The organism is Micromonospora sp. NBC_01740 (assembly GCF_035920365.1).
GTDB classification, from domain to species: domain Bacteria; phylum Actinomycetota; class Actinomycetes; order Mycobacteriales; family Micromonosporaceae; genus Micromonospora; species Micromonospora reichwaldensis.
Genome location: NZ_CP109150.1, coordinates 5,695,780 through 5,714,502, shown reverse-complemented (window position 1 = coordinate 5,714,502; position 18,723 = coordinate 5,695,780). Strand labels below are relative to the sequence as shown.

13 protein-coding genes and 2 pseudogenes are annotated in these 18,723 nt (G+C 75.6%); 10 read left to right on the top strand and 5 right to left on the bottom strand.

Annotation, left to right across the window (positions count from 1 at the left end; genetic code table 11):
• Positions 1-50: 50 nt before the first annotated feature.
• From OG989_RS25285 to fxsA, 3 genes are all read right to left on the bottom strand, one after another.
• Positions 51-1,805, bottom strand: coding sequence for an aKG-HExxH-type peptide beta-hydroxylase (locus OG989_RS25285; RefSeq protein ID WP_327028694.1), 1,755 nt, complete (start codon positions 1,803-1,805; stop codon positions 51-53).
• A gap of 4 nt (positions 1,806-1,809) precedes the next feature.
• On the bottom strand, positions 1,810-3,021 hold the full coding sequence (locus OG989_RS25280; protein WP_327028693.1) for an FxsB family cyclophane-forming radical SAM/SPASM peptide maturase: 1,212 nt from the start codon (positions 3,019-3,021) through the stop codon (positions 1,810-1,812).
• A 112-nt stretch (positions 3,022-3,133) separates the two neighbouring features.
• Positions 3,134-3,325, bottom strand: coding sequence for an FxSxx-COOH cyclophane-containing RiPP peptide (gene fxsA / locus OG989_RS25275; RefSeq protein WP_132234860.1), 192 nt, complete (start codon positions 3,323-3,325; stop codon positions 3,134-3,136).
• Between the two features lie 450 nt (positions 3,326-3,775).
• On the opposite strand from fxsA, the gene OG989_RS25270 reads away from it, so the two are divergent.
• The 9 genes and pseudogenes from OG989_RS25270 to OG989_RS25230 all read left to right on the top strand — a co-directional run bounded on the left by OG989_RS25270 (position 3,776) and on the right by OG989_RS25230 (position 14,100).
• Entirely contained in the window at positions 3,776-4,282 is a 507-nt protein-coding gene (locus OG989_RS25270) for a hypothetical protein (protein ID WP_327028692.1), read from the top strand.
• Positions 4,282-5,688 carry a hypothetical protein gene (locus tag OG989_RS25265; RefSeq protein ID WP_327028691.1) on the top strand — a complete coding sequence of 469 codons (1,407 nt, stop codon included), beginning with the start codon at positions 4,282-4,284 and terminating at the stop codon, positions 5,686-5,688. The genes OG989_RS25270 and OG989_RS25265 overlap by 1 nt, the downstream gene beginning before the upstream one ends.
• A pseudogene (locus tag OG989_RS25260) lies at positions 5,685-6,020 on the top strand (hypothetical protein); the annotation flags it as partial. The gene OG989_RS25265 and the pseudogene OG989_RS25260, both read left to right, overlap by 4 nt.
• A 132-nt stretch (positions 6,021-6,152) precedes the next feature.
• Positions 6,153-7,223: pseudogene (locus OG989_RS25255) on the top strand (vWA domain-containing protein); the annotation flags it as partial.
• 14 nt (positions 7,224-7,237) lie between these two features.
• Entirely contained in the window at positions 7,238-8,347 is a 1,110-nt protein-coding gene (locus OG989_RS25250; protein ID WP_151452931.1) for an ATP-binding protein, read from the top strand.
• On the top strand, positions 8,344-11,184 hold the full coding sequence (locus OG989_RS25245; protein WP_327028690.1) for a hypothetical protein: 2,841 nt from the start codon (positions 8,344-8,346) through the stop codon (positions 11,182-11,184). Before OG989_RS25250 ends, OG989_RS25245 begins: the two co-directional genes overlap by 4 nt.
• Positions 11,185-11,300: 116 nt before the next feature.
• Positions 11,301-11,651: a YciI family protein gene (locus OG989_RS25240; protein WP_151452929.1), complete on the top strand. Its 351-nt coding sequence runs from the start codon at positions 11,301-11,303 to the stop codon at positions 11,649-11,651.
• A gap of 2 nt (positions 11,652-11,653) precedes the next feature.
• Complete coding sequence (locus tag OG989_RS25235; protein ID WP_151452928.1) at positions 11,654-12,865, top strand: RNA polymerase sigma factor; 1,212 nt, start codon at positions 11,654-11,656, stop codon at positions 12,863-12,865.
• 101 nt (positions 12,866-12,966) lie between these two features.
• Positions 12,967-14,100 carry a carboxylate-amine ligase gene (locus OG989_RS25230; protein ID WP_327028689.1) on the top strand — a complete coding sequence of 378 codons (1,134 nt, stop codon included), beginning with the start codon at positions 12,967-12,969 and terminating at the stop codon, positions 14,098-14,100.
• Positions 14,101-14,343: 243 nt separating this feature from the next.
• Here OG989_RS25230 and OG989_RS25225 read toward each other — a convergent pair whose 3' ends face one another.
• Together OG989_RS25225 and OG989_RS25220 are read right to left on the bottom strand one after the other, a co-directional pair.
• On the bottom strand, positions 14,344-16,128 hold the full coding sequence (locus OG989_RS25225) for an N-acetylglutaminylglutamine amidotransferase (RefSeq protein WP_327028688.1): 1,785 nt from the start codon (positions 16,126-16,128) through the stop codon (positions 14,344-14,346).
• A gap of 246 nt (positions 16,129-16,374) precedes the next feature.
• On the bottom strand, positions 16,375-16,800 hold the full coding sequence (locus tag OG989_RS25220) for a MarR family winged helix-turn-helix transcriptional regulator (RefSeq protein ID WP_327028687.1): 426 nt from the start codon (positions 16,798-16,800) through the stop codon (positions 16,375-16,377).
• A gap of 79 nt (positions 16,801-16,879) precedes the next feature.
• Here OG989_RS25220 and OG989_RS25215 point away from each other — a divergent pair, with 79 nt between their 5' ends.
• On the top strand, positions 16,880-18,673 hold the full coding sequence (locus tag OG989_RS25215; RefSeq protein ID WP_327031232.1) for an ABC transporter ATP-binding protein: 1,794 nt from the start codon (positions 16,880-16,882) through the stop codon (positions 18,671-18,673).
• Positions 18,674-18,723: the final 50 nt, after the last annotated feature.

The window sequence follows — 18,723 nt, the reverse complement described above, 5'->3', positions numbered from 1 at the left end:
CCCGGGCTGGTCCGAGCGCCCGCCCTGCGCCGGGCCCGGCCGGCGGCGCGCTAGTCGGGGCCGTCGGCCAGCCAGGTCGCGACCGCCAGCGGGTCGGCGCCGGGCAGCCGCCGGCACAGCGCCCGGACCAGGTCGGGGCGGGTGGTCAGCACCCGCGCGGCGGCGGTACGCCCCAGCCGCCCGGCGGCCAGCGCGACGCCGACCAGCGCGTCGGCGTCCCCGGGGTCCCCGGCGAGCCGGCGGCGGTATCCCGCCAGGGCGCCGCCGGCGTCCCCCGCCGCGTACGCCCGGTCGGCGTGGTCCACCCGCCCCGTCGCGTCCGCCTCGCTGCTGCCCGTACCGCTGTGCTCCGTCGTCGCCAGCAGCCGCCGCCGCACCGCCGCCTCCGCGCCGGTGTCGCCGGTCGACGCGGGCCGGGCCGGGCCGGGCACGACGGCGGGTGCGGCGATCGGCGGCGGGCGCCGACCCCGCCGCCACGCGTACGCCACCTCCGCCACGCCGTCGTCGTCGGGGACCAGGTTGGCCAGCGCCCAGCGCACCGCCCCGCCGTCCGCGACGTCGCGCGCCGCCGCCTCGACCCGCGCGTCGCCGGTGGGCTGCCAGCCGCGCAGGGTGCCGGCCATCCCCGCCACGAAGGCCCGCCCGTCGTCGGTCAGCTCCGCGCTGCCGGCGAGCTGCGCGACGGCCCGCGCGGTCTGCACCCGCCAGTACGCGTACTCGAACGCGCAGCGGACGTCCTCGTGTCGTCGGCAGCGCCACACCTCGGCCACCCCGAGGTGGGCGTACGCGCCCTGCAACAGCGCGCCGACGGGGCGGGGGTCTGACCGCCACGGCGCCCGGTAGCGGGCCGGGCCGCCCGGCGAGTGCAGCGGCAGCAGATCCAGCAGCGCGCCCAGCTTGGTGTGCTGCAACTCGTGCACCAGCAGCAGCGCGAGCGTCTGCGGGTCGGCCGGCACGGAGAGCGCGATCGCACCCAGTGCGGCCCGGCTGGTGGCGCTGACCGGGTGCCCGGACGGCGGCGGCGTGAGCGGCACCAGCGTACGCAGCAGCGTGGCCAGCCCCCGGGCGTGCGCAGGCAGCCGTTCGGTCAGCCAGTGCCACGCCTGCCCGGTCAGCCGGTCGAGCCGCTCCGCCGTAGCGTCGTCCAGGCGGAGCGTCGGCGGCCGGTGGTAGCGGCTCCGGTGCGGATCCTGGTCGTCGACGAGCACCTCGGTCGGGGGCGCGTCGGGGCCCGGGGTGAGCCGGCGGCTCGGCAGCCACCCGCGTGCCGGGGCGTGCCCGTCGCCCGACCCGTCGGTGGCGTGCACGGCACCAACCGGCCCGCGCACCAACAACCCCGGCGGCGGTCGCCCGTCGCCGGCCGACCGGGGGTCGTAGCGCCGTCCCGTGCCGCGGACGAGCGCGGTGCCGGCGCCGAGCCCGACCGCGCCGCCCACCGTGGGCAGCAGCAGCGCACCCTGCGGGCAGGGCACGGCGAGCGTGAAGGCAAGGCCCGCGCGCAGGGCGGCGGCCCCCGCCAGCCCGGCCAGGTAGGCCGCGTCGGGGCGTCCGTGCAGGGCGTCCGTGGCCCAGCCGGTGACCGGCGGGTGGGCCAGGACGTGGGCGACGGCCGCCGGATCCGCCCGCTCGGCGAGGGTGAGCAGGGCGAGGCACTGCGCGGCCGGCGAACCGGTCCCACCCGCGCGGGCGGCGGCGACGGTCAGCAGCCGCCGCCGCCCGAGCTGACCGGCGCGCAGCACCTCGAGCGTGGCGTCGTCGCCGTGCCCCGCGGCGAGGCCGGCGAGCTGGGCGGGGGAGAGCACCACCGGCTCACCGCCCCAGGGCAGGCCGCCGGGCCGGGGCGGCGTCGGGCGGAGCGGCCAGGGCGCGGCGGCGCAGGGCGTCGACGTCCGCGGCCACCACCCGTCGTACGTGCTCGATCAGGCGGTAGAGGTCGGGGCAGTAGACCGACGGGTGCGCGAATCCGGCGCCGGCGCGGAAGCGGTGCGCGTACAGGCCGCCACCGCAGGCGCTCAGCACCGGGCAGGCCCGGCAGACGGCGGCCAGGGCGGCCGGACCGGTCGGCCGGCCCGCCAGCGACGGGTGCCGCAGCGCCTCGTCGAAGGAGTGACGGAAGACGTCGAGGCCGGTACGCATCGACGCGTCGTCGGTCGTCTTCAGGGTGTCGGTGCCCTCGATGGTGCCGTCGGTCTCGATCGTCATGACGTCCGGCTCGGCGAAGCCCACCGCCCGGGTGCCGCTGCGGCCGCCGAGCACCAGCGCGATCAGCGACTCGAACAACCGGATCCCGGTGCGGCGGGGCGTCGTGGCGTACCAGCGGTCGAAGACGGCCACCAGCCAGTCGCCGTACGGGGTGTCGGTGCCGCCCGGCCGGCGCCCGGGCGGGGGAGTGCTCCAGTTGCCGTGCGGCAGCAGCAGGTCCAGGCGGGGCGGGTCGAACGCGAGCAGCGACTCGTAGACGCCCACCGGGTCGTTGGCCAGGTCGACCGTGCAGAGCAGTCCCGCCCAGCGAGACCGGTGCCGTGGGCGGCCGAGCAGCCGCAGCGCGGCGGCCACGTCGGCGAAACTGCCCCGTCCGTCGGGGTAGCGGCGGTGCAGGTCGTTGGCGGCCCGGCCGCCGTCGAGGCTCACCCCGACGTCGATGTCGTGGCGGTGGCACAGCGCCAGGAACTCCTCGTCCAGCAGCACGCCGTTGGTCTGCACGCCGACGTCGAGCGCCGCGCCGGGGGGCAGTGCCGCCCGCAGGGTGCGTACGGTCCGGTCGAGGGTCGCCGGACCGGCCAGCAGCGGCTCGCCGCCGTGCAGCACGACGCGTACCCGGTCGGGGCCGTGCCGTGCCAGGTGCTCGCCGAGGCGCCGCGCGACCTGGGCCACGGTGCCCGGCGCGATCACCCGGGGCCGCTCCCGCCACCGCTGGTCGGCGCTGCGGTAGACGTAGCAGTGGTCGCACGCCAGGTTGCAGCGGCTGTGCACCTTGAGCACGAGCTGCCGGACCCGGGCCGGCGGCGCCGCGCCGGCCACCGGGGCGGACCCGCAGGACCCCGCCGCCGGGCCCGAAAGGTCGTGCCCGGTCGGCGGACGGGCGTGGTCAGGGTGGGGTGGGGCGGCCGACGTCGGGGCGTCGGCGGACACGTCAGAAGCTCGACTCGAACGCCGACACGTCGAGCTGCCGGCCCGGCTCGTCGCCGGCCACGAGCGTGGCCAGCACGTGGGCCAGCACGCCGTCGCCGGCGCCGGCGAGGAGGTCGGCCAGCGGTACGTCCCCCAGCCGCACCAGGGCGGCCCCCGCGTCCACCGACGGTGGCGGCAGCTCGGTCTCAGCCACGGTGGACCGTCCGGCGACCGTGTGTCCTGCCGCGCGTCATCGCTGCGCTCACCCCGCCTTTTCTACACCATCGGGTGCCTGCCCCGACGGCCCGACACCGCGCCCCGGCGCGCGCGTCGGCGGCACCACGACGGCCCCGGCCGACCGACTGGCCGCCGGTGTGTCCGGCGACGGGGACGCGTCCGGCGGCGCGCGGTGACAGGTGGTGAATCCGGGTGGCACCGGCACTGCCCGGGACCGCGATGACCGGTGACATCCCGCCTCCCGTCGGCGTCGGTGTCCGAAGCATAGGGGCGCGGCGGCCTCCGTAGCGACCACCGTCCGTAAACCCGACTCAGGGTCTGTCGTACCCGTGGTCCATGATCCTTGTCGTCACAGCGACGCCGGCGACCCCTCCGGCGTGCGGATGGTCATGGGCGGCGCCGGGAGCGGCGGACGGGAGGTCGGACAGTGGCTGACGCGGAACGGACCGCGTGGCGACGGCGCAGCACGGTGCGGGTGGTGCCGCCCGCGCGGCCCCGCAAGCTGGCCAAGGTGCCCTACCTGGAGCTGGCCGACGGGCGGTTGCAGGGCGTGGTCTCCAGCGGGTCGGACGTCGACCGGGTCTACGTCTCGTCGATCGCCTCCGGCACCCACGCCTACCACTGCAGCACCAACAACAACCGCCCCTGCGGCGGGCTGCGCGGCGTGCCGTGCAAGCACCTGCACGCCCTGGCCGACGAGGCACTGCTCCAGTACGGCGCCGACCGGGTCGCCCGCTACCTGCGGGTCGACGTCGGCGCGGGGGTGGACACGGCCCGGGAGCTGCTGGCCGCCCTCGACGGGCGGCACGAGCCGACCCCCGCCGCCGTCGTGTTCAGTCGCTTCCTGCGCCACCTGTCCTACCTGGAGCTGCCCGGCAGCGCGGTCCCGCTGCCCGAGCTGCACTGGTTCCCGGCCACCGGGGCGGGCCGCTGATGCTCGGCACGCAGCTCGCCGTCCTGCGCGACGGCGCCCCGACCGGCCTGACCGACGCCCTCGACCTGGTCGCCGGCCTCGACGACGCCCTGCTGCGCGGCCTCGCCCGCGTGGGTGAGGCCGACGCCGCCGCGCTGGCAGCCCTGGCCGGCGCGCTGACCGCAACCCCGCTCGGCGACCGGCTCGCCGAGGCGGTGGCCAAGGTGACCGCCGGCTCGGTGGCCGAGGAACACCTGCTCGCCCTCGCCGGCGCCCGGTGCGCGCTGCTCGGCGCCGCCCACGACGCGCTGCTCGGGCAGCTCGACACCGCGCTGGGCCGGGCCCGCGCCTCCTGGGCTCCCGGCCCGGTCGAGGCCCCGGGCACCGGGTCCGGGGCCCGCGTCGGCGCCCGCGCCTGGCTGCACGAGGTGGCGGTGACCGGGTGGGGCGGCGTCGACCACGAGCTGGTGGCCGCCGCGGGGGCACCGGTCGAGGCCGCCCTCGCCGAGCCCGGCCTGCGCAGGCTGGCGGTGCTGATCGACGGGCTCGCCGCCGAGCTGCGCGCCTGCGTGCCGGTCGCCACGATGGCGCAGCCGCCGCTGCGGCGCTGGGCCGACCTCTGGGCCCGGGGCGTGCTGCTCGCCCAGGACCCGGCGGCTGCGTCCGTCCCGTCCGCCGTCGAGGAGGTCTCCGGGCGGCTGCTCGTGCTCGGCGTCGACGTGCACGAGCACGACACCGCCGTGCAGGCGCAGGTGCACGCGATCCTCGAACCGGCAGACGGCGGGCCGCCGCGGCTGGTCCGCTGCGCGGTCGGCGCGGTCAAGGTGGAGACGATCGTCGGGCCCGCGCTGTGGCGGCTGCTGGACGCCCATCCCGTGCTGCTGGCCGCGCTGGCCGAGCGGCGCAGCCTCACGGTCACCGGTCTGCCGCTGCACGGGGCGGACCTGCTCTGGCACGACGACCGGGTGCGACCCGGCGAGCCGGCCGACCCGTTCGCCACCGCCCGGGTCCTGTTGCCGACGGCCGTCGCGGCAGCACCGGCGCCCCTGGAGCGGCACCCCGTCGGGATCGCCGAGCCCGTGCTGGTGGAGGGCTACACCGTGGGTGACGACGACGGCACGACGACCTTCGACATCGGCGGCCAGCCGATCGCCGTCGCCGTCGACCGGCTGCCGTCCTGCGGACCGCTCACCCCCGAGCTGGTGGCCGCCTCGTCCGCGTGCCTCGGCCTGATCCGGTGGGACGACGGGCGGTGGTCGCTGCAACCCCTGGCGGTGCAAGCCACCGTCAAACGCCAGCCGGTCGAGGCGCACACCGGCGACTGGGCGGGAGGGGTCACCGACCCGAAGATCGCCAAGGCCGAGGCCAAGGCGGGCGACGCCGTGGCGGTGCTGCGCGAGCGCGCGGGACGGTTGCTGCGCCGATGAACGACTCCCCGACCCCCGCGGACCTCGCCGACGCCAACCGGCGCCAGGTGCTCTACTGGCGGCTGCTGGCCCGGCTCTTCGACCCCGACGAGCAGCCCACCCTGGAGTCGGCCAGCATGGCGGTCGTCGAGGACCTCGGGCTGCCGGCCGCCCTGCTGGATCCGGCGGTGTCGGTGGACACCGTCGTCCAGCGCTTCCCGGCCGTCGCCGACGAGCTGCGCGGCCTGCTCACCCCGACGCCCGACGCCCCTGCGGCCGCCGACCTTCCCGACACGCCGGCTGGCGGCCTGCCCGCCGAGCCGGCTCCCGGGGCCGCCGCGTCGGCTCCCGAGCTGCCCGACGGGCCCGCGCCCGGCGTCGCCAGCACTGCGGCGTCCGGCGAGGCCGACACGCCGGACGCCGACCCTGCCACCGCGCCTGCCGTCGAGGCGGGTGGCGACGGGCCGCCGGGTGCGCCGGGTGCGCCCGGCGCCGCCGAGGTACGCCGCGCCGCGCTGGTGTCGAAGCTGCTGCTCAACGTGTTCGCCACCGGCCACGGGGCGGTCGACGCCGGCCAGTTGGCCCGGTGGCAGTCCGACGCCGGCTGGTTCGAGCAGGCCCTCGGGATGGAGCCCGGCGGGCTGCGCCGACAGGGCGGCGGCGACGGTCTCGGCGGGGTGCTGGCCGGCATCGAGGGCGACCTCGTCCGCCGGATGCACCTGCGGGAGGTGTTGGCCGACCCGGTGCTGGCCAGCCGGCTGACGCCCAGCATGTCGCTGATCGAGCAGCTGCTGCGGGACAAGGCCAACCTCTCCGGGGTGGCCCTGGCCAACGCCAAGGCGCTCATCCGCCGGTTCGTCGACGAGGTCGCCGAGGTGCTGCGTACCCAGGTCGCGCAGACCAGCGTCGGCGTCGTCGACCGGTCCGTGCCGCCGAAGCGGGTCTACCGCAACCTCGACCTCGACCGCACCATCTGGCAGAACCTGACCAACTGGAGCCCGGAGGACGAGCGCCTCTACGTCGACCGGCTCTACTACCGGCAGACGGCCCGCCGGGTCACGCCGGCCCGGCTGATCGTGGTGGTGGACCAGTCGGGCTCGATGGTCGACTCGATGGTCAACTGCACGATCCTCGCGTCGATCTTCGCCGGCCTGCCCAAGGTGGACGTGCACCTGATCGCGTACGACACGCGGGCGCTCGACCTCACGCCGTGGGTGCACGACCCGTTCGAGGTGCTGCTGCGCACCAAGCTGGGCGGCGGCAACGACGGCCCGGTCGCGATGGCGCTGGCCCGCCCCAAGATCGTCGAGCCGAAGAACACGGTCATGGTGTGGATCTCGGACTTCTACGAGTTCAACCGCTCCCAGCCGCTGTTCGACGGCATCGAGGCGGTGCACCGCTCCGGGGTGCGGTTCATCCCGGTCGGCTCGGTCAACAGCTCGGGCCAGCAGAGCGTCAACCCCTGGTTCCGGCAACGCTTCAAGGACCTGGGCACACCGGTCATCTCCGGTCACATCCGCAAACTCGTCTTCGAGCTCAAGAGCTTCCTCACCTAGGAGAACAACCCCTCATGTCCGAGATGCTCCGTGCCCCCGCCGAGGTCAAGTACGCCGAGGAACTCGACTTCCTGGAGTCGGTCGACACCGATCCGAAGCCGTTCTCGTGGCGGCTGAGCCCGCGGATGGTCCGCCTGTTCATCCTCGGTTCGGAACGGGCCGACGGGCTCGACCGGGAGATCGCGCAGAAGTGGTTCGGCGACCGCACGTTCGTCGAACGCAGCATCGTGACCCTGGCGTCGGACCGGGGCCTGCTGCTGATCGGCGACCCGGGCACCGGCAAGAGCTGGCTGGCCGAGCTGCTGTCCGCCGCCGTCTGCCGCAACTCGACCCTGGTGGTCCAGGGCACCGCCGGCACCACCGAGGACCACATCAAGTACTCGTGGAACGTCTCCATGGTCATCGCGCGGGGCCAGTCCCGGGAGTCGATGATCCCCTCGCCCATCATGACGGCGATGGAGCAGGGCACCGTCGGCCGGTTCGAGGAGCTGACCCGCTCCACCAGCGACGTGCAGGACGCGCTGATCTCGATCCTGTCGGAGAAGTACGTCTCCATCCCGGAGCTGGACCACGACAACATCGTCTTCGCCAAGCCCGGCTTCTCGATCATCGCCACCGCGAACAGCCGGGACCGGGGCGTGAACGACCTCTCCTCCGCGCTCAAGCGGCGGTTCAACTTCGTCCGGATCCCCGTGGTGACCAACAAGCGCAGCGAGGCCGAGATCGTCCGCTTCCGCACCGAGGAACTGCTGCGCCGCCACCAGATCACGCTGGACGTGCCGCCCACCCTGCTCGACATCCTGTTGCAGAGCTTCGCCGACCTGCGCGCCGCCGCCACCTCGGCGACCAGCGACGACGAGAAGCTGGAGTCGGCGCTGTCCACTGCCGAACAGATCGGCGTCCTCGAGGACGCCATCCTGCACAGCCAGTTCTTCGGCGACCGCACCCTGCGCGCCGCGACGCTGGCCGGGTCGCTGGTCGGCTCGCTGGCCCGGCGCAGCCCCGAGGACCTGGCGATCCTCAACAAGTACCTGCACGGGGTGGTCGAGCCGCGCGCCAAGCAGGACGGCGGCTGGGAGGGCTTCCTCGACGGTGGCCGCCAGGCGATCGCCGCCCTGTCGTGACCGCCCCCACCACCGCCGGGCCCTTCGGCGCGCTGCGCGAGCAGCTCACGGCCGCCGCCGGCGCATTCGCCGGCAGCTCGGGCGCCGTCGCGGAGATCCTCGCCGGCATCGTCGACGACGTCGACCGCGCCCTCGGCGAGGAACTGGAGATCTTCCCGGTCTGCCACCACTCCCCGGCGTCCGCGCTGGCCATGGTCCGCAGGCTGCGCGCGAAGCAGCCGAAGGTGATCTACCTGGAGCTCTGCGAGGACCTCCAGCCGCTGCTGGGCGAGCTGCGCAACTGCAGTCTCCCGGTGGCCGTGCAGGCCTTCGCCTCGGAGCTGGACGGCTTCCCGGCCGACTGGGGGCCGCTCAGCGTGGTCGCGCCGATCACCGAGGCCAGCGCGGAATACCAGGCCATCGCGTACGCGCTGGAGACGCCGGGCGTCGAGCTGGTGCTGGTGGACCGCTCCACCGACCACGTCTTCCAGTGGTCGCCGCGCCGCCCCGCCGACGCCGCCGACGAGGCCCCGGCCGGCGGGGACGTCGAGGCCGCCGCGCCGGCGGGGGAGGAGGCTGCCCTGCACGGCGACGCGGTCGGGGTCGAGATCGGCGACCTGCGGCCCCGCTTCGCGGAGCTGGAGGCCTACCTGCTGCACCACGGCAAGGTCCGGCACTGGTCGGAGTGGTGGGACCAGTACGTCGAGCAGCCGCTGGCCGACGCCGACCACGACACCTACCGGCAGGTGATGGTGCTGATCGGCAGCCTGTTCCGGCGGCTGCGCCCGGCCGGGGCGGACCGGCAGGACCGCGACGAGGACCGCGAGCGCTACATGTGGACCCGGATGCGTCAGCACCTCGCCGCCTCCGGGGCCGACCCCGCCGACTGCCTCTACGTCTGCGGCGCGTTCCATGCCGCCAGCCGGGTGGAGCAGTTCGGGCTGCGGGCCGACGCCCCCTTCGAGATCGGCCCGCGCACCGGCACCCGGTGGCACTACGGGCTCATCCCGTCCAGCCACTCCGCCATCGAGGCGCAGTTCGGCCTCGCGCCCGGCTCGGTGTCGATCGCCTCCGCCACCTGGACGAAGGCGGTCGCCCGCACCAAGCTGAGCCCGTTCCGGCTGGAGGGGCAGCGGGGCGGCCGGACCCGCACCGGTGGCCGCCGCCGCGCCACCCCGGCGCCCGTGCCCGCCGCCGGGGTCGCCGACCGGCTCTCCGGCTACCTGGCGCAGCCGCCGGCGACGCAGAGCCTGGACGAGGCGGAGCTGCGCGGCTGGTGCGTCGACATCGTCCGGCTGGCCCGGCGCAACGGCTACCTGGCCAGCACCGCCGACGCGATCGCCGTCTTCGAGACCTCGATCCTCCTCGCCGGCCTGCGCAACCGCGCGCGTCCCACGCCGTACGACTTCGCCGACGCGGCGGTCACCTGCATCGAGAAGGACGTCGTCCCGGGCCGCCGGGACGTCCGCCGGCTCTGCGAGATCCTGTTCGGCGGCGACCGGGTCGGCCAGGTGGGCTACGAGGCCCTTCCGCCGCTCGCCCGCGACGTCCACGACCGCCTCGCCCCGCTCGGGCTGGACCTGGAGAAACGTACGATCCAGCGGGCCCTGGTGGACCTGCGGGCCAACCCCGAGCTGGTGCCCTGCTCGGATCTGCTGTGGCGGCTGCGGCACCTGCTGCCCCGCGACGCGGTCCGGCCCATCATGGGCGAGCGCCGGCTGGGGCAGCGCTCGATCCAGGAGAGCTGGGACCTGGCCCTCGGCCGCAGCCAGCGGGCGCTGATCGAGCTGGGCTACGAGGGGGTGACCGTCGAGCAGGTGCTGGAGCAGCGCCTGCGCCGCGCCGTGCGGGGCCCGGCGGCGACGGCCTCGGTCGCGCTGGAGGCCGTGGAGGACGCCATCCGGCTGCTCGACAGCCCGCGCCTGGTCGACGAGCTAGGCAACCGGGCGGTGGAGCTGCTCGCCGCCGAACGCACCGTCGACGACGCCCCCGAGGTGCTGCGCCGGATCCGGCGGCTGCTGGCCCACCACCGCGCCACCGGGCCGCTGCCGGCCTGGTGCGAGGCGTTCGTGACCACCGGGTACGCGCACTACTGCACCCTGCTGCCCACCGCGTTCCTCGACGAGGAGAGCGGCGTGCGTCAGGTCGGCGCCATGCTGGGCTTCCTGTTCGGCATGGAGAGTCTGGCGCTCTCCCTGGGCTGCGACCGGTCCCAGCTCGAACTCGCCGTCGCGCAGTCCCATCCGGAGACGCCGGCCAAGGTGGCGCTGCTCTGGGCCGCCCGGCACCAGTTGGGCCTGCTGCCCCTGGCCGAGTTGCGCGAGCGGTGCGCCGCGCTGCTCGCCAACCCGCTGGTGGTGCCCGCCTTCCCGCAGTACCTCAGCGGCTTCGTGCAGGCCCTGGAGCCGGTGCCGGGGCTCGCGCCGTTCGTCGTGGAGGTGATGTCGTCCGCGTTCGCCCGGTTGCCCGACCCGGTCCTGCTGCCGTGGCTGCCCACCCTGATCACCACGCTGCGCGAGCACGGCGCGGAGCTGGTGCCGCTGCTGGTGCGGGAGGCGGGGCGTACGTTCCCCGGCTCGCTGGCCGCGCTGGACGCCTGGGTGCCGCCGTGGTCGAGGCCGACGTCACCGCCGCCGGCGCCGGCGGTCCCCGCCGCCGTGTCCGGGCCGGTCGCCGCCCTGCTGGCGGCCAACCCGCAGAGCGTGGACGCCGTCGCCGCGCTGCTCGGTTGCGCCGGCGGCTGGCGCGAGGTGGACGCCGCCACCACCGCCGTTCCCGCCGGCCTGACCGCGCTGCTGGCAGCGCATCCGGAGTCCGTCGACGCCGTGGCCGACCTGCTGGCGGCCACCCCGCGCTGACCGGCGCCGACCGCTGGCGGACCGATTTTCCGGCGGGTTGTCGATCCTGGCCCGCTCCGTTCGTGTGGAGGATGAGAGGCCGGCGGCGCCGCCGGCCGCCGACGTGAGGAGGGGCCATGAAGCAGTACCTGCTCAGCATCCACCAGCCCGACGGTGACGGGCTGCCGGACCCGGAGTTCCTGGCCGGGGTGATGCGCGAGCTGGGGGCCATCCGGGAGGAGCTGGAGGCGTCCGGCTGCTGGGTGTTCGGCCAGGGGCTGCACGCGCCCGACACGGCGACCGTGCTGCGGCCGTCCGACGGCGAGGTGCTGGTCACCGACGGGCCGTTCGTGGAGGGCAAGGAACACCTCGGCGGGATCACCATCCTCCGGGCGCCCGACCTCGACGCCGCGCTGGCGTGGGGGCGCCGGTACGCGCTGGCCACCACCCTGCCGATCGAGGTGCGCCCCTTCCAGGGCGAGAGCTGACCATGCCCGACGTGGAGGCGGTGTTCCGCGCGGAGTACGGCCGCGCGGTCGCCGTCCTGGTCCGCCTCCTCGGCGACATCGACCTCGCCGAGGAGACGGTGCAGGAGGCGTTCACGGTGGCGGTGGCGCGGTGGCCCGAGACCGGGCCGCCGCCCAGCCCGGCCGGCTGGATCATCACCACCGCCCGGAACCGGGCCGTCGACCGGCTGCGGCGGGAGGCCTCCCGCGCCGACCGGCACGCCCAGGCCGCCCTGCTGCACGTCCGCGACGTACCGGCCGAGGAGGGACCCGTGCGCGACGACCGGCTCCGCCTGATCTTCACCTGCTGCCATCCGGCGCTCGGCCCCGCCGCCCGGGTCGCGCTGACCCTGCGGCTGCTGGGCGGGCTGGGCACCGCCGAGATCGCCCGGGCGTTCCTGGTGCCGGAGGCGACCATGGCACAGCGGATCGTCCGGGCCAAGGCCAAGATCCGCGACGCCGGGATCCCGTACCGGGTGCCCGGCGACGCCGACCTGCCGGACCGGCTCCCGGCCGTGCTGGCCGTGCTCTACCTGATCTTCACCGAGGGGCACACCGCCAGCTCCGGCGACCGGCTGGTCCGCGACGACCTGTGCGCCGAGGCGATCCGGCTCGGCCGGCTGCTGGTGCGGCTCATGCCGGACGAGCCCGAGGCGCTGGGGCTGCTGGCGCTGATGTTGCTCACCGAGGCGCGCCGCCCCGCCCGCACCACGGCCGACGGCGCGCTGGTGCCGCTGCCCGAGCAGGACCGCCGTCGGTGGGACGCCGGGCTCGTCGGCGAGGGGCAGGCCCTGGTGCGCCGCTGCCTGCGCCGCGACCGGCCGGGGCCGTACCAGATCCAGGCCGCGATCGCCGCCGTGCACAGCGACGCGCCCGACGCCGCCGACACCGACTGGGCGCAGATCCTCCGGCTGTACGACCAGCTCACCGCGTGCGCCCCGGGGCCGGTGGTGGCGTTGAACCGGGCCGTCGCGCTCGCCGAGGTGGCCGGGCCGGCAGCGGGGCTGACGGCCGTCGAGCGGCTCGACCTGGCCGGGTACCACGTGTTCCACGCCGTCCGGGCGGACCTGCTGCGGCGGCTCGGCCGGGCGGGGGAGGCGGCGCGGGCGTACCGGACGGCCGCCGAGCGGACGGACAACGCGGCCGAACGCGCCTTCCTGGACAGCCGGGCGACCTCGGTGCTGACGGGTGGATGACGCCCCCGCCCCAGGCGTTTGCCCAGGCAGTGGGCCGGGAATTCGGGTCGTCCGGCAGCGCGGCGCCCGGCGCGTCGCCCGACGAACGGACGCGAGCGCCCATGACGTACCGTCCGGCACTTGCCACCGCTTCCGACCAGACCACGCTGACGCTCGGGGTCGAGGAGGAGTACCTCCTGCTCGACCCGCAGACCGGGGAGAGCCTGCCGGTCGCCGACCGGGTGCTCACCGCCCTGTCCGGCAGCGCGCGGGACCAGAGCCGGCAGGAGTTCCGGCACAGCATGGTGGAGATGGTCACGCCGGTCACCGCCGACCTGGCCGAGCTGCGCGCGCACCTGGTGGCGCTGCGCCGCTCCGTCGGCGACGCGGCCGAGGCCGCCGGGGCGCGGCTCGTCGCGGTCGGTGCCACGCCCGTGCACGAGCCGCACCGGACGGTGCCGGACAAACCGCGCTACCACGCCATGTCCCGCCGGTTCGGGCCGGTGGCGCACGACCCCGCCGTCTGCGGCTGCCACGTGCACGTCGGGATGCCCGACCGCGAACTGGCCATCCAGGTCTGCAACCACCTGCGCCCCTGGCTGCCGGTGGTACAGGCGATCACCGCCAACTCGCCGCTGCACGACGGACGCGACACCGGGCACGCCAGTTGGCGCTCCATGCAGCTGGAACGCTGGCCCAGCATCGGGCCGACCCCGCACTTCGAGTCGGTCGCCGACTACGACGCGACGGTGGCGGAGCTGATCGACGCCGGGATCATGCTCGACGCGGCAATGGTCTACTGGTACGCGCGCCCGTCGGCCGCGTACCCCACGGTGGAGGTGCGGGTGGGCGACGTCTGCCCGGCGGTGGACGACACCGTGCTGGTCGCCGGGCTGGTCCGCGCGCTCGTCGCGACGATGGCCGACGACGCCCGCGCCGGGGTCCCCGCCCGACGGATCCGGGACTGCCTGGTCTCCGCCGCGCACTGGCGGGCTGCGCACGACGGGCTGGAGGGTGACCTGATCGACCTGCGCGCCGGCGTCGCCCGTCCCGCCTGGGACCTTGTCGGCGAGCTCGTCGACACGGTCGCGCCGGCCCTGGCCCGCCACGGCGACCTCGACTACGTACGCGACCAGCTGGTCCGGCTGCGGCGCGACGGCAACGGCGCCACCCGGCAGCGCCGGGTCATGGCCCGCACCGGCGACGACGTGCGCGCCGTCCTGGACCACCTGGCCGCCGAGACCCGCGCCGTCTGACCCGCGCGCCGTCTGACCCGCGCGCCGTCTGCCCGCGCGCCGTCTGACCCGCGCGCCGTCTGACCCGTCCCGCCCGGCGGCGAGCCGCGGGCCGGTGGCGGCAGCTGGCCGGTGGCGGCAGCTGGCCGGTGGAACACCACGGGTCTCACCCGGCGGTGGAGGGACCCGTGGTGTTCCACTCGTGGGCTCGACGGCCGTCGCCGCAGCCCGGCGACCGGGGTGCGGGCGTCGGACGGGAGGCGGTCAGCGGACGTCGTGGGACTGGAGCCAGAGTTCCAGCAGGCCGAGCTGCCACAGCTTGTTGCTGCCGGCGGCGGCCTGCGCCCGGTCCGGCTCGGCGAGCAGCTCGGCGACGTACTCGCGGCGGAACAGGCCGCGCTCGCGGGCGGCGGGCGCGGCGAGGGCCTCGGTGACGAGTTGCCGCACCGGCCCGTCGACGTTGCGCAGCGCCGGCACCGGGAAGTAGCCCTTCGGCCGGTCGACCACCTCGGCGGGCAGCACCTGGCGAGCCACCTCCTTGAGCACGCCCTTGCCGCCGTCGGCCACCTTGTGCTCGGGTGGGCAGGCCGCCGCCAGCGCCACCAGGTCCTGGTCCAGGAACGGGGTGCGCACCTCCAGCCCCCAGGCCATGCTCATGCTGTCCACCCGCTTGACCGGGTCGTCGGGGAGCATCAGGTGGGTGTCCAGGCGCAGCACCGCGTCCAGCGCCGTCTGCGCGCCCGGCGCGGCCAGGTCCGCCGCGAGCAGCTCGCGGCTGGCGTCGCGGTCGCAGGCGTACGCCGGGTCCACCACCCGGCTCAGCTCAGCGTGGTCCCGGTCGAAGAACGCGTCGGCGAAGGTGGCCGCCGCGTCGTCGCGGAGCACCCGCGTGAGGGGCTGGTGGTAGCCGTAGCCGGCGAAGACCTCGTCGGCGCCCTGGCCGGACTGGGCCACCTTGACGTGTTGGGCGACCTGTTCGGAGAGCAGGTGGAAGGCGACCACGTCGTGGCTGCCCATCGGCTCGGTCATCGCGTGCACGGTCCGCCGTACCGCCGGGACCAGGTCGCCGTCGGCGAGCCGGATGCGGTGGTGGTCGGTACCGAACGTGCGGGCGACCAGGTCGGAGTAGTGGAACTCGTCGCCGGCCTCGCCGCCGCGGCTGTCGAAGCCGATGCTGAAGGTCTGCAGATGCTGCTGCCCGGCCTCGGCCAGCAGCGCCACGATCATGCTGGAGTCCAGGCCGCCGGAGAGCAGCACGCCGACGGGGACGTCGGCGACGAGCCGCCGCCGTACCGCTTCGCGCAGCGCCTCCCCGACGGCGGCCCGCCAGTCCCCGGCGTCCATGCCGGTGTGGGCGGGGTCCCGGGCGTAGTCGGGCCGCCAGTAGACGTGCTGGCGGCTGCGCCCGTCGGCCTCGACGACGCGCACGGTGGCCGGGGGTAGCTTGCGGATGCCGCGCAGGACGGTGCGGGGCGCCGGGACGATGGAGTGCCAGGAGAGGTAGTGGTGCAGCGCCACCGGGTCGATCGAGGTGTCCACGTCGCCGGCGCGCAGCAGCGCCGGCAGGGTGGAGGCGAACCGCAGCCGGCCGGGTGACTCGGCGAGGTAGAGGGGCTTGATGCCGAGCCGGTCGCGGGCCAGCACGAGCCGGCGCCGCCGGCGGTCCACCAGCACGACGGCGAACATGCCGACCAGGTGGTCGACGAACTGCTCGCCCCACTGCGCGTACGCCACCAGGACGACCTCGGTGTCGCTGGTGGAGTGGAACGTGTGCCCGGCGCCGCGAAGCTCCTCGCGCAGCTGGGGGTAGTTGTAGACGCAGCCGTTGAAGACCAGCGCCAGCCCCAGGTCGTCGCGGACCATCGGCTGGGAGCCGGCCTCGGTGAGGTCGATGATGGTGAGCCGGCGGTGCCCGAGGATCACCCAGCCGTCGTCGAAGAGGCCCTCCCCGTCGGGGCCCCGGGAGCGCATCGCCTCGGTCATCCGGGTCACCGCGCCGGCGTCCGGCGTCGATCCGTCGAACCTCGCCTCGCCACTGATGCCGCACATCGTCAGCGGTCACCGGGCTTGCCGGGCATCCGACCCACCGTGATCACTCCTGTCGGCGTCGCAGGTGTGCCGGGCCGCCCGCTCGGGGGACCCGGTCCCGTCGGCAGGACGGGTGGCTGGGCTACCCGCCGCCGGGAGCGGCAAACCCCGGCGGTGCCCGGTAGCGCGCCCCGGCGGGCGCCGGGCGGTGAGCGGGCGGAAGGCCGGGCAGGGGCGCGGGGACGGCGCCGGGCGGTGGGCGGGCGGTCAGTCGCGCAGCGTACGCAGGATGCGGGCGAGCTGGACCCGGTCGGCGGGTGCGAGGCGGCCGAACAGCTCCTCGGCGGCGGCCCGGCGGGCGGCGTGGATGGCGGCGCCGGCGCGCGTGCCCTCCTCGGTCGGCGCGACCAGGGTGGCGCGCCGGTCCGCCGGATCGGGCCGGCGCCGCACGAGCCCGCGCGTCTCGAGGTCGTCCACGACCTCGGTGGCGGAGCGCGGGGCGATGCGCAGGTGCTCGGCGAGCGCGCTGAGCCGCAACGCGCCGTGCCGGATCAGCACGCCGAGGGCCCGGGACTGGCCGGGCGTCACGTCCCAGGGCGCGAGCGCCTCGCCGGTGCGGCGGCGCAGCCGCCGGGTCACCGCCCGGAACGCCTCGGCCAGGCCGTCCTCGGTGCTGTCGGTGTCTGCCGTCACGGGGAATACCGTAGCAGCGGAAGCTGTTGCTCCCTCATGTTGAGGTAACCTCAGCATATCCGACGTGAGGAAGTATCCCTTGGAACCCGTCCCCTCCGGCCGCGACCGCGGCCCCCGCAAGGTCAGCGCCGCCGAGAAGGCGCAGGCCCGCCAGGTGTCCCTGCGGCGCATCGGCGTCCTGTTCGCCCGACACCGGGCGGCGCTGGCCACCGTCACCGCGATCATCGTGGTCTCCTCGGTGCTCGCCATGGCCTCGCCCTTCCTGCTCCGCGCCGTGATCGACCGGGCCCTGCCCGAGCGCGACCTGCCGCTGCTGGTCTGGCTGGTGGCCGGCATGGTCGCCGTCGCCGCCGTGACCTCGGTGCTCGGCGTGCTCCAGACCTGGATCTCCACCCAGGTCGGCCAGCAGGTCATGCACCGGCTGCGCACCGACGTCTTCACCCACCTGCAACGGCAGTCCCTGGCGTTCTTCACCCGCACCCGCACCGGCGAGGTGCAGTCCCGCATCACCAACGACATCGGCGGCATGCAGAGCGTGGTCACCTCGACCGCCACCTCGATCGCGGCCAACCTGACCACCGTCGTCGCCACGGCGGCGGCGATGGTCGCGCTCTCCTGGCGGCTCTCGCTGGTCTCGCTCGTCGTGCTGCCGCCGGCCATCTGGCTGACCCGACGCGTCGCCCACCTGCGCCGCGAGATCACCGCGCAGCGCCAGCGCGAACTCGCCGACCTCAACGTCACCGTCGAGGAGGGGCTGTCCGTCAGCGGCGTGCACCTGGCCAAGACGCTGGGCACCGGCCCCGCCCTGGCCGCCCGCTTCGCCGCCTCGTCGGACCGCCTGGTCGACCTGGAACTGCGCTCCGAACTCGCCGGCCGCTGGCGGATGGCCACCATGAGCGTCGTCTTCGCCGCCATCCCGGCGGTCATCTACCTCAGCGCCGGGCTGCCCGGCGCCGCCGGCACGCTCAGCATCGGCACCCTGGTCGCCTTCACCGCGTTGCAGGGCGGGCTGTTCCGCCCCCTGATGGGCCTGCTCAACGTCGGCGTCTCCGTGACCGCCTCGTTGGCGCTGTTCGCCCGGATCTTCGAGTACCTGGACCTGCCGGTCGAGGTGGACGACCCCGCCGAGCCGGTCGACGTCGACCCGCGCCGGATCCGGGGCGAGCTGCGCCTGAGCGACGTCACCTTCCGCTACCCGGGCAGCGACACCGCCGCCGTCGCCGGGATCACCCTCGACGTGCCGGCCGGCAGCGGCCTGGCGCTGGTCGGCGAGACCGGCTCCGGCAAGAGCACCCTGGCCGCGCTGATCAGCCGCCTGCACGACCCGACGAGCGGCCGGATCACCGTCGACGGCGTGGACCTGCGCGACCTGCGCCTGGCCGATCTGGCCGCGATCGTCGGCGTGGTCAGCCAGGAGACGTACCTGCTGCACACCACCGTGCGGGAGAACCTGCGCTACGCCCGCCCGGACGCCACCGACGCCGAGATCGAGGCCGCCGCCCGCGCCGCCCAGATCCACGACCTGATCGCCGGTCTGCCCGACGGCTACGACACCATGGTCGGCTCGCGGGGACACCGCTTCTCCGGCGGCGAGAAGCAGCGTCTCGCGATCGCCCGTACGCTGCTGCGCGACCCGCGCATCCTGATCCTCGACGAGGCCACCAGCGCGCTGGACACCGAGACCGAGCGCGCCGTGCAGCGGGCGTTCGACGAGGTGGCCCGGGGGCGTACCACCATCACCATCGCGCACCGGCTCTCCACGGTGCGCAACGCGGACCGGATCGCGGTGCTCGACCACGGCCGGATCGTCGAGTCCGGCAGCCACGACGGTCTGCTGGAGCGCGCCGGCCGCTACGCCACCCTGGCCGCCTGACGTGTCAGGGTCCGGACTCCTGGGCACGCCAGAGGTGTGCCCTGCCGATG

Bases quoted from the DNA above. Each gene is read 5' to 3' on its own strand.
- OG989_RS25235 (WP_151452928.1), top strand. From the start codon at position 11,654: ATGCCCGACGTGGAGGCGGTGTTCCGCGCGGAGTACGGCCGCGCGGTC.
- OG989_RS25240 (WP_151452929.1), top strand. From the start codon at position 11,301: ATGAAGCAGTACCTGCTCAGCATCCACCAGCCCGACGGTGACGGGCTG.
- OG989_RS25225 (WP_327028688.1), bottom strand. From the start codon at position 16,128: ATGTGCGGCATCAGTGGCGAGGCGAGGTTCGACGGATCGACGCCGGAC.
- OG989_RS25230 (WP_327028689.1), top strand. From the start codon at position 12,967: ATGACGTACCGTCCGGCACTTGCCACCGCTTCCGACCAGACCACGCTG.
- OG989_RS25250 (WP_151452931.1), top strand. From the start codon at position 7,238: ATGTCCGAGATGCTCCGTGCCCCCGCCGAGGTCAAGTACGCCGAGGAA.
- OG989_RS25265 (WP_327028691.1), top strand. From the start codon at position 4,282: ATGCTCGGCACGCAGCTCGCCGTCCTGCGCGACGGCGCCCCGACCGGC.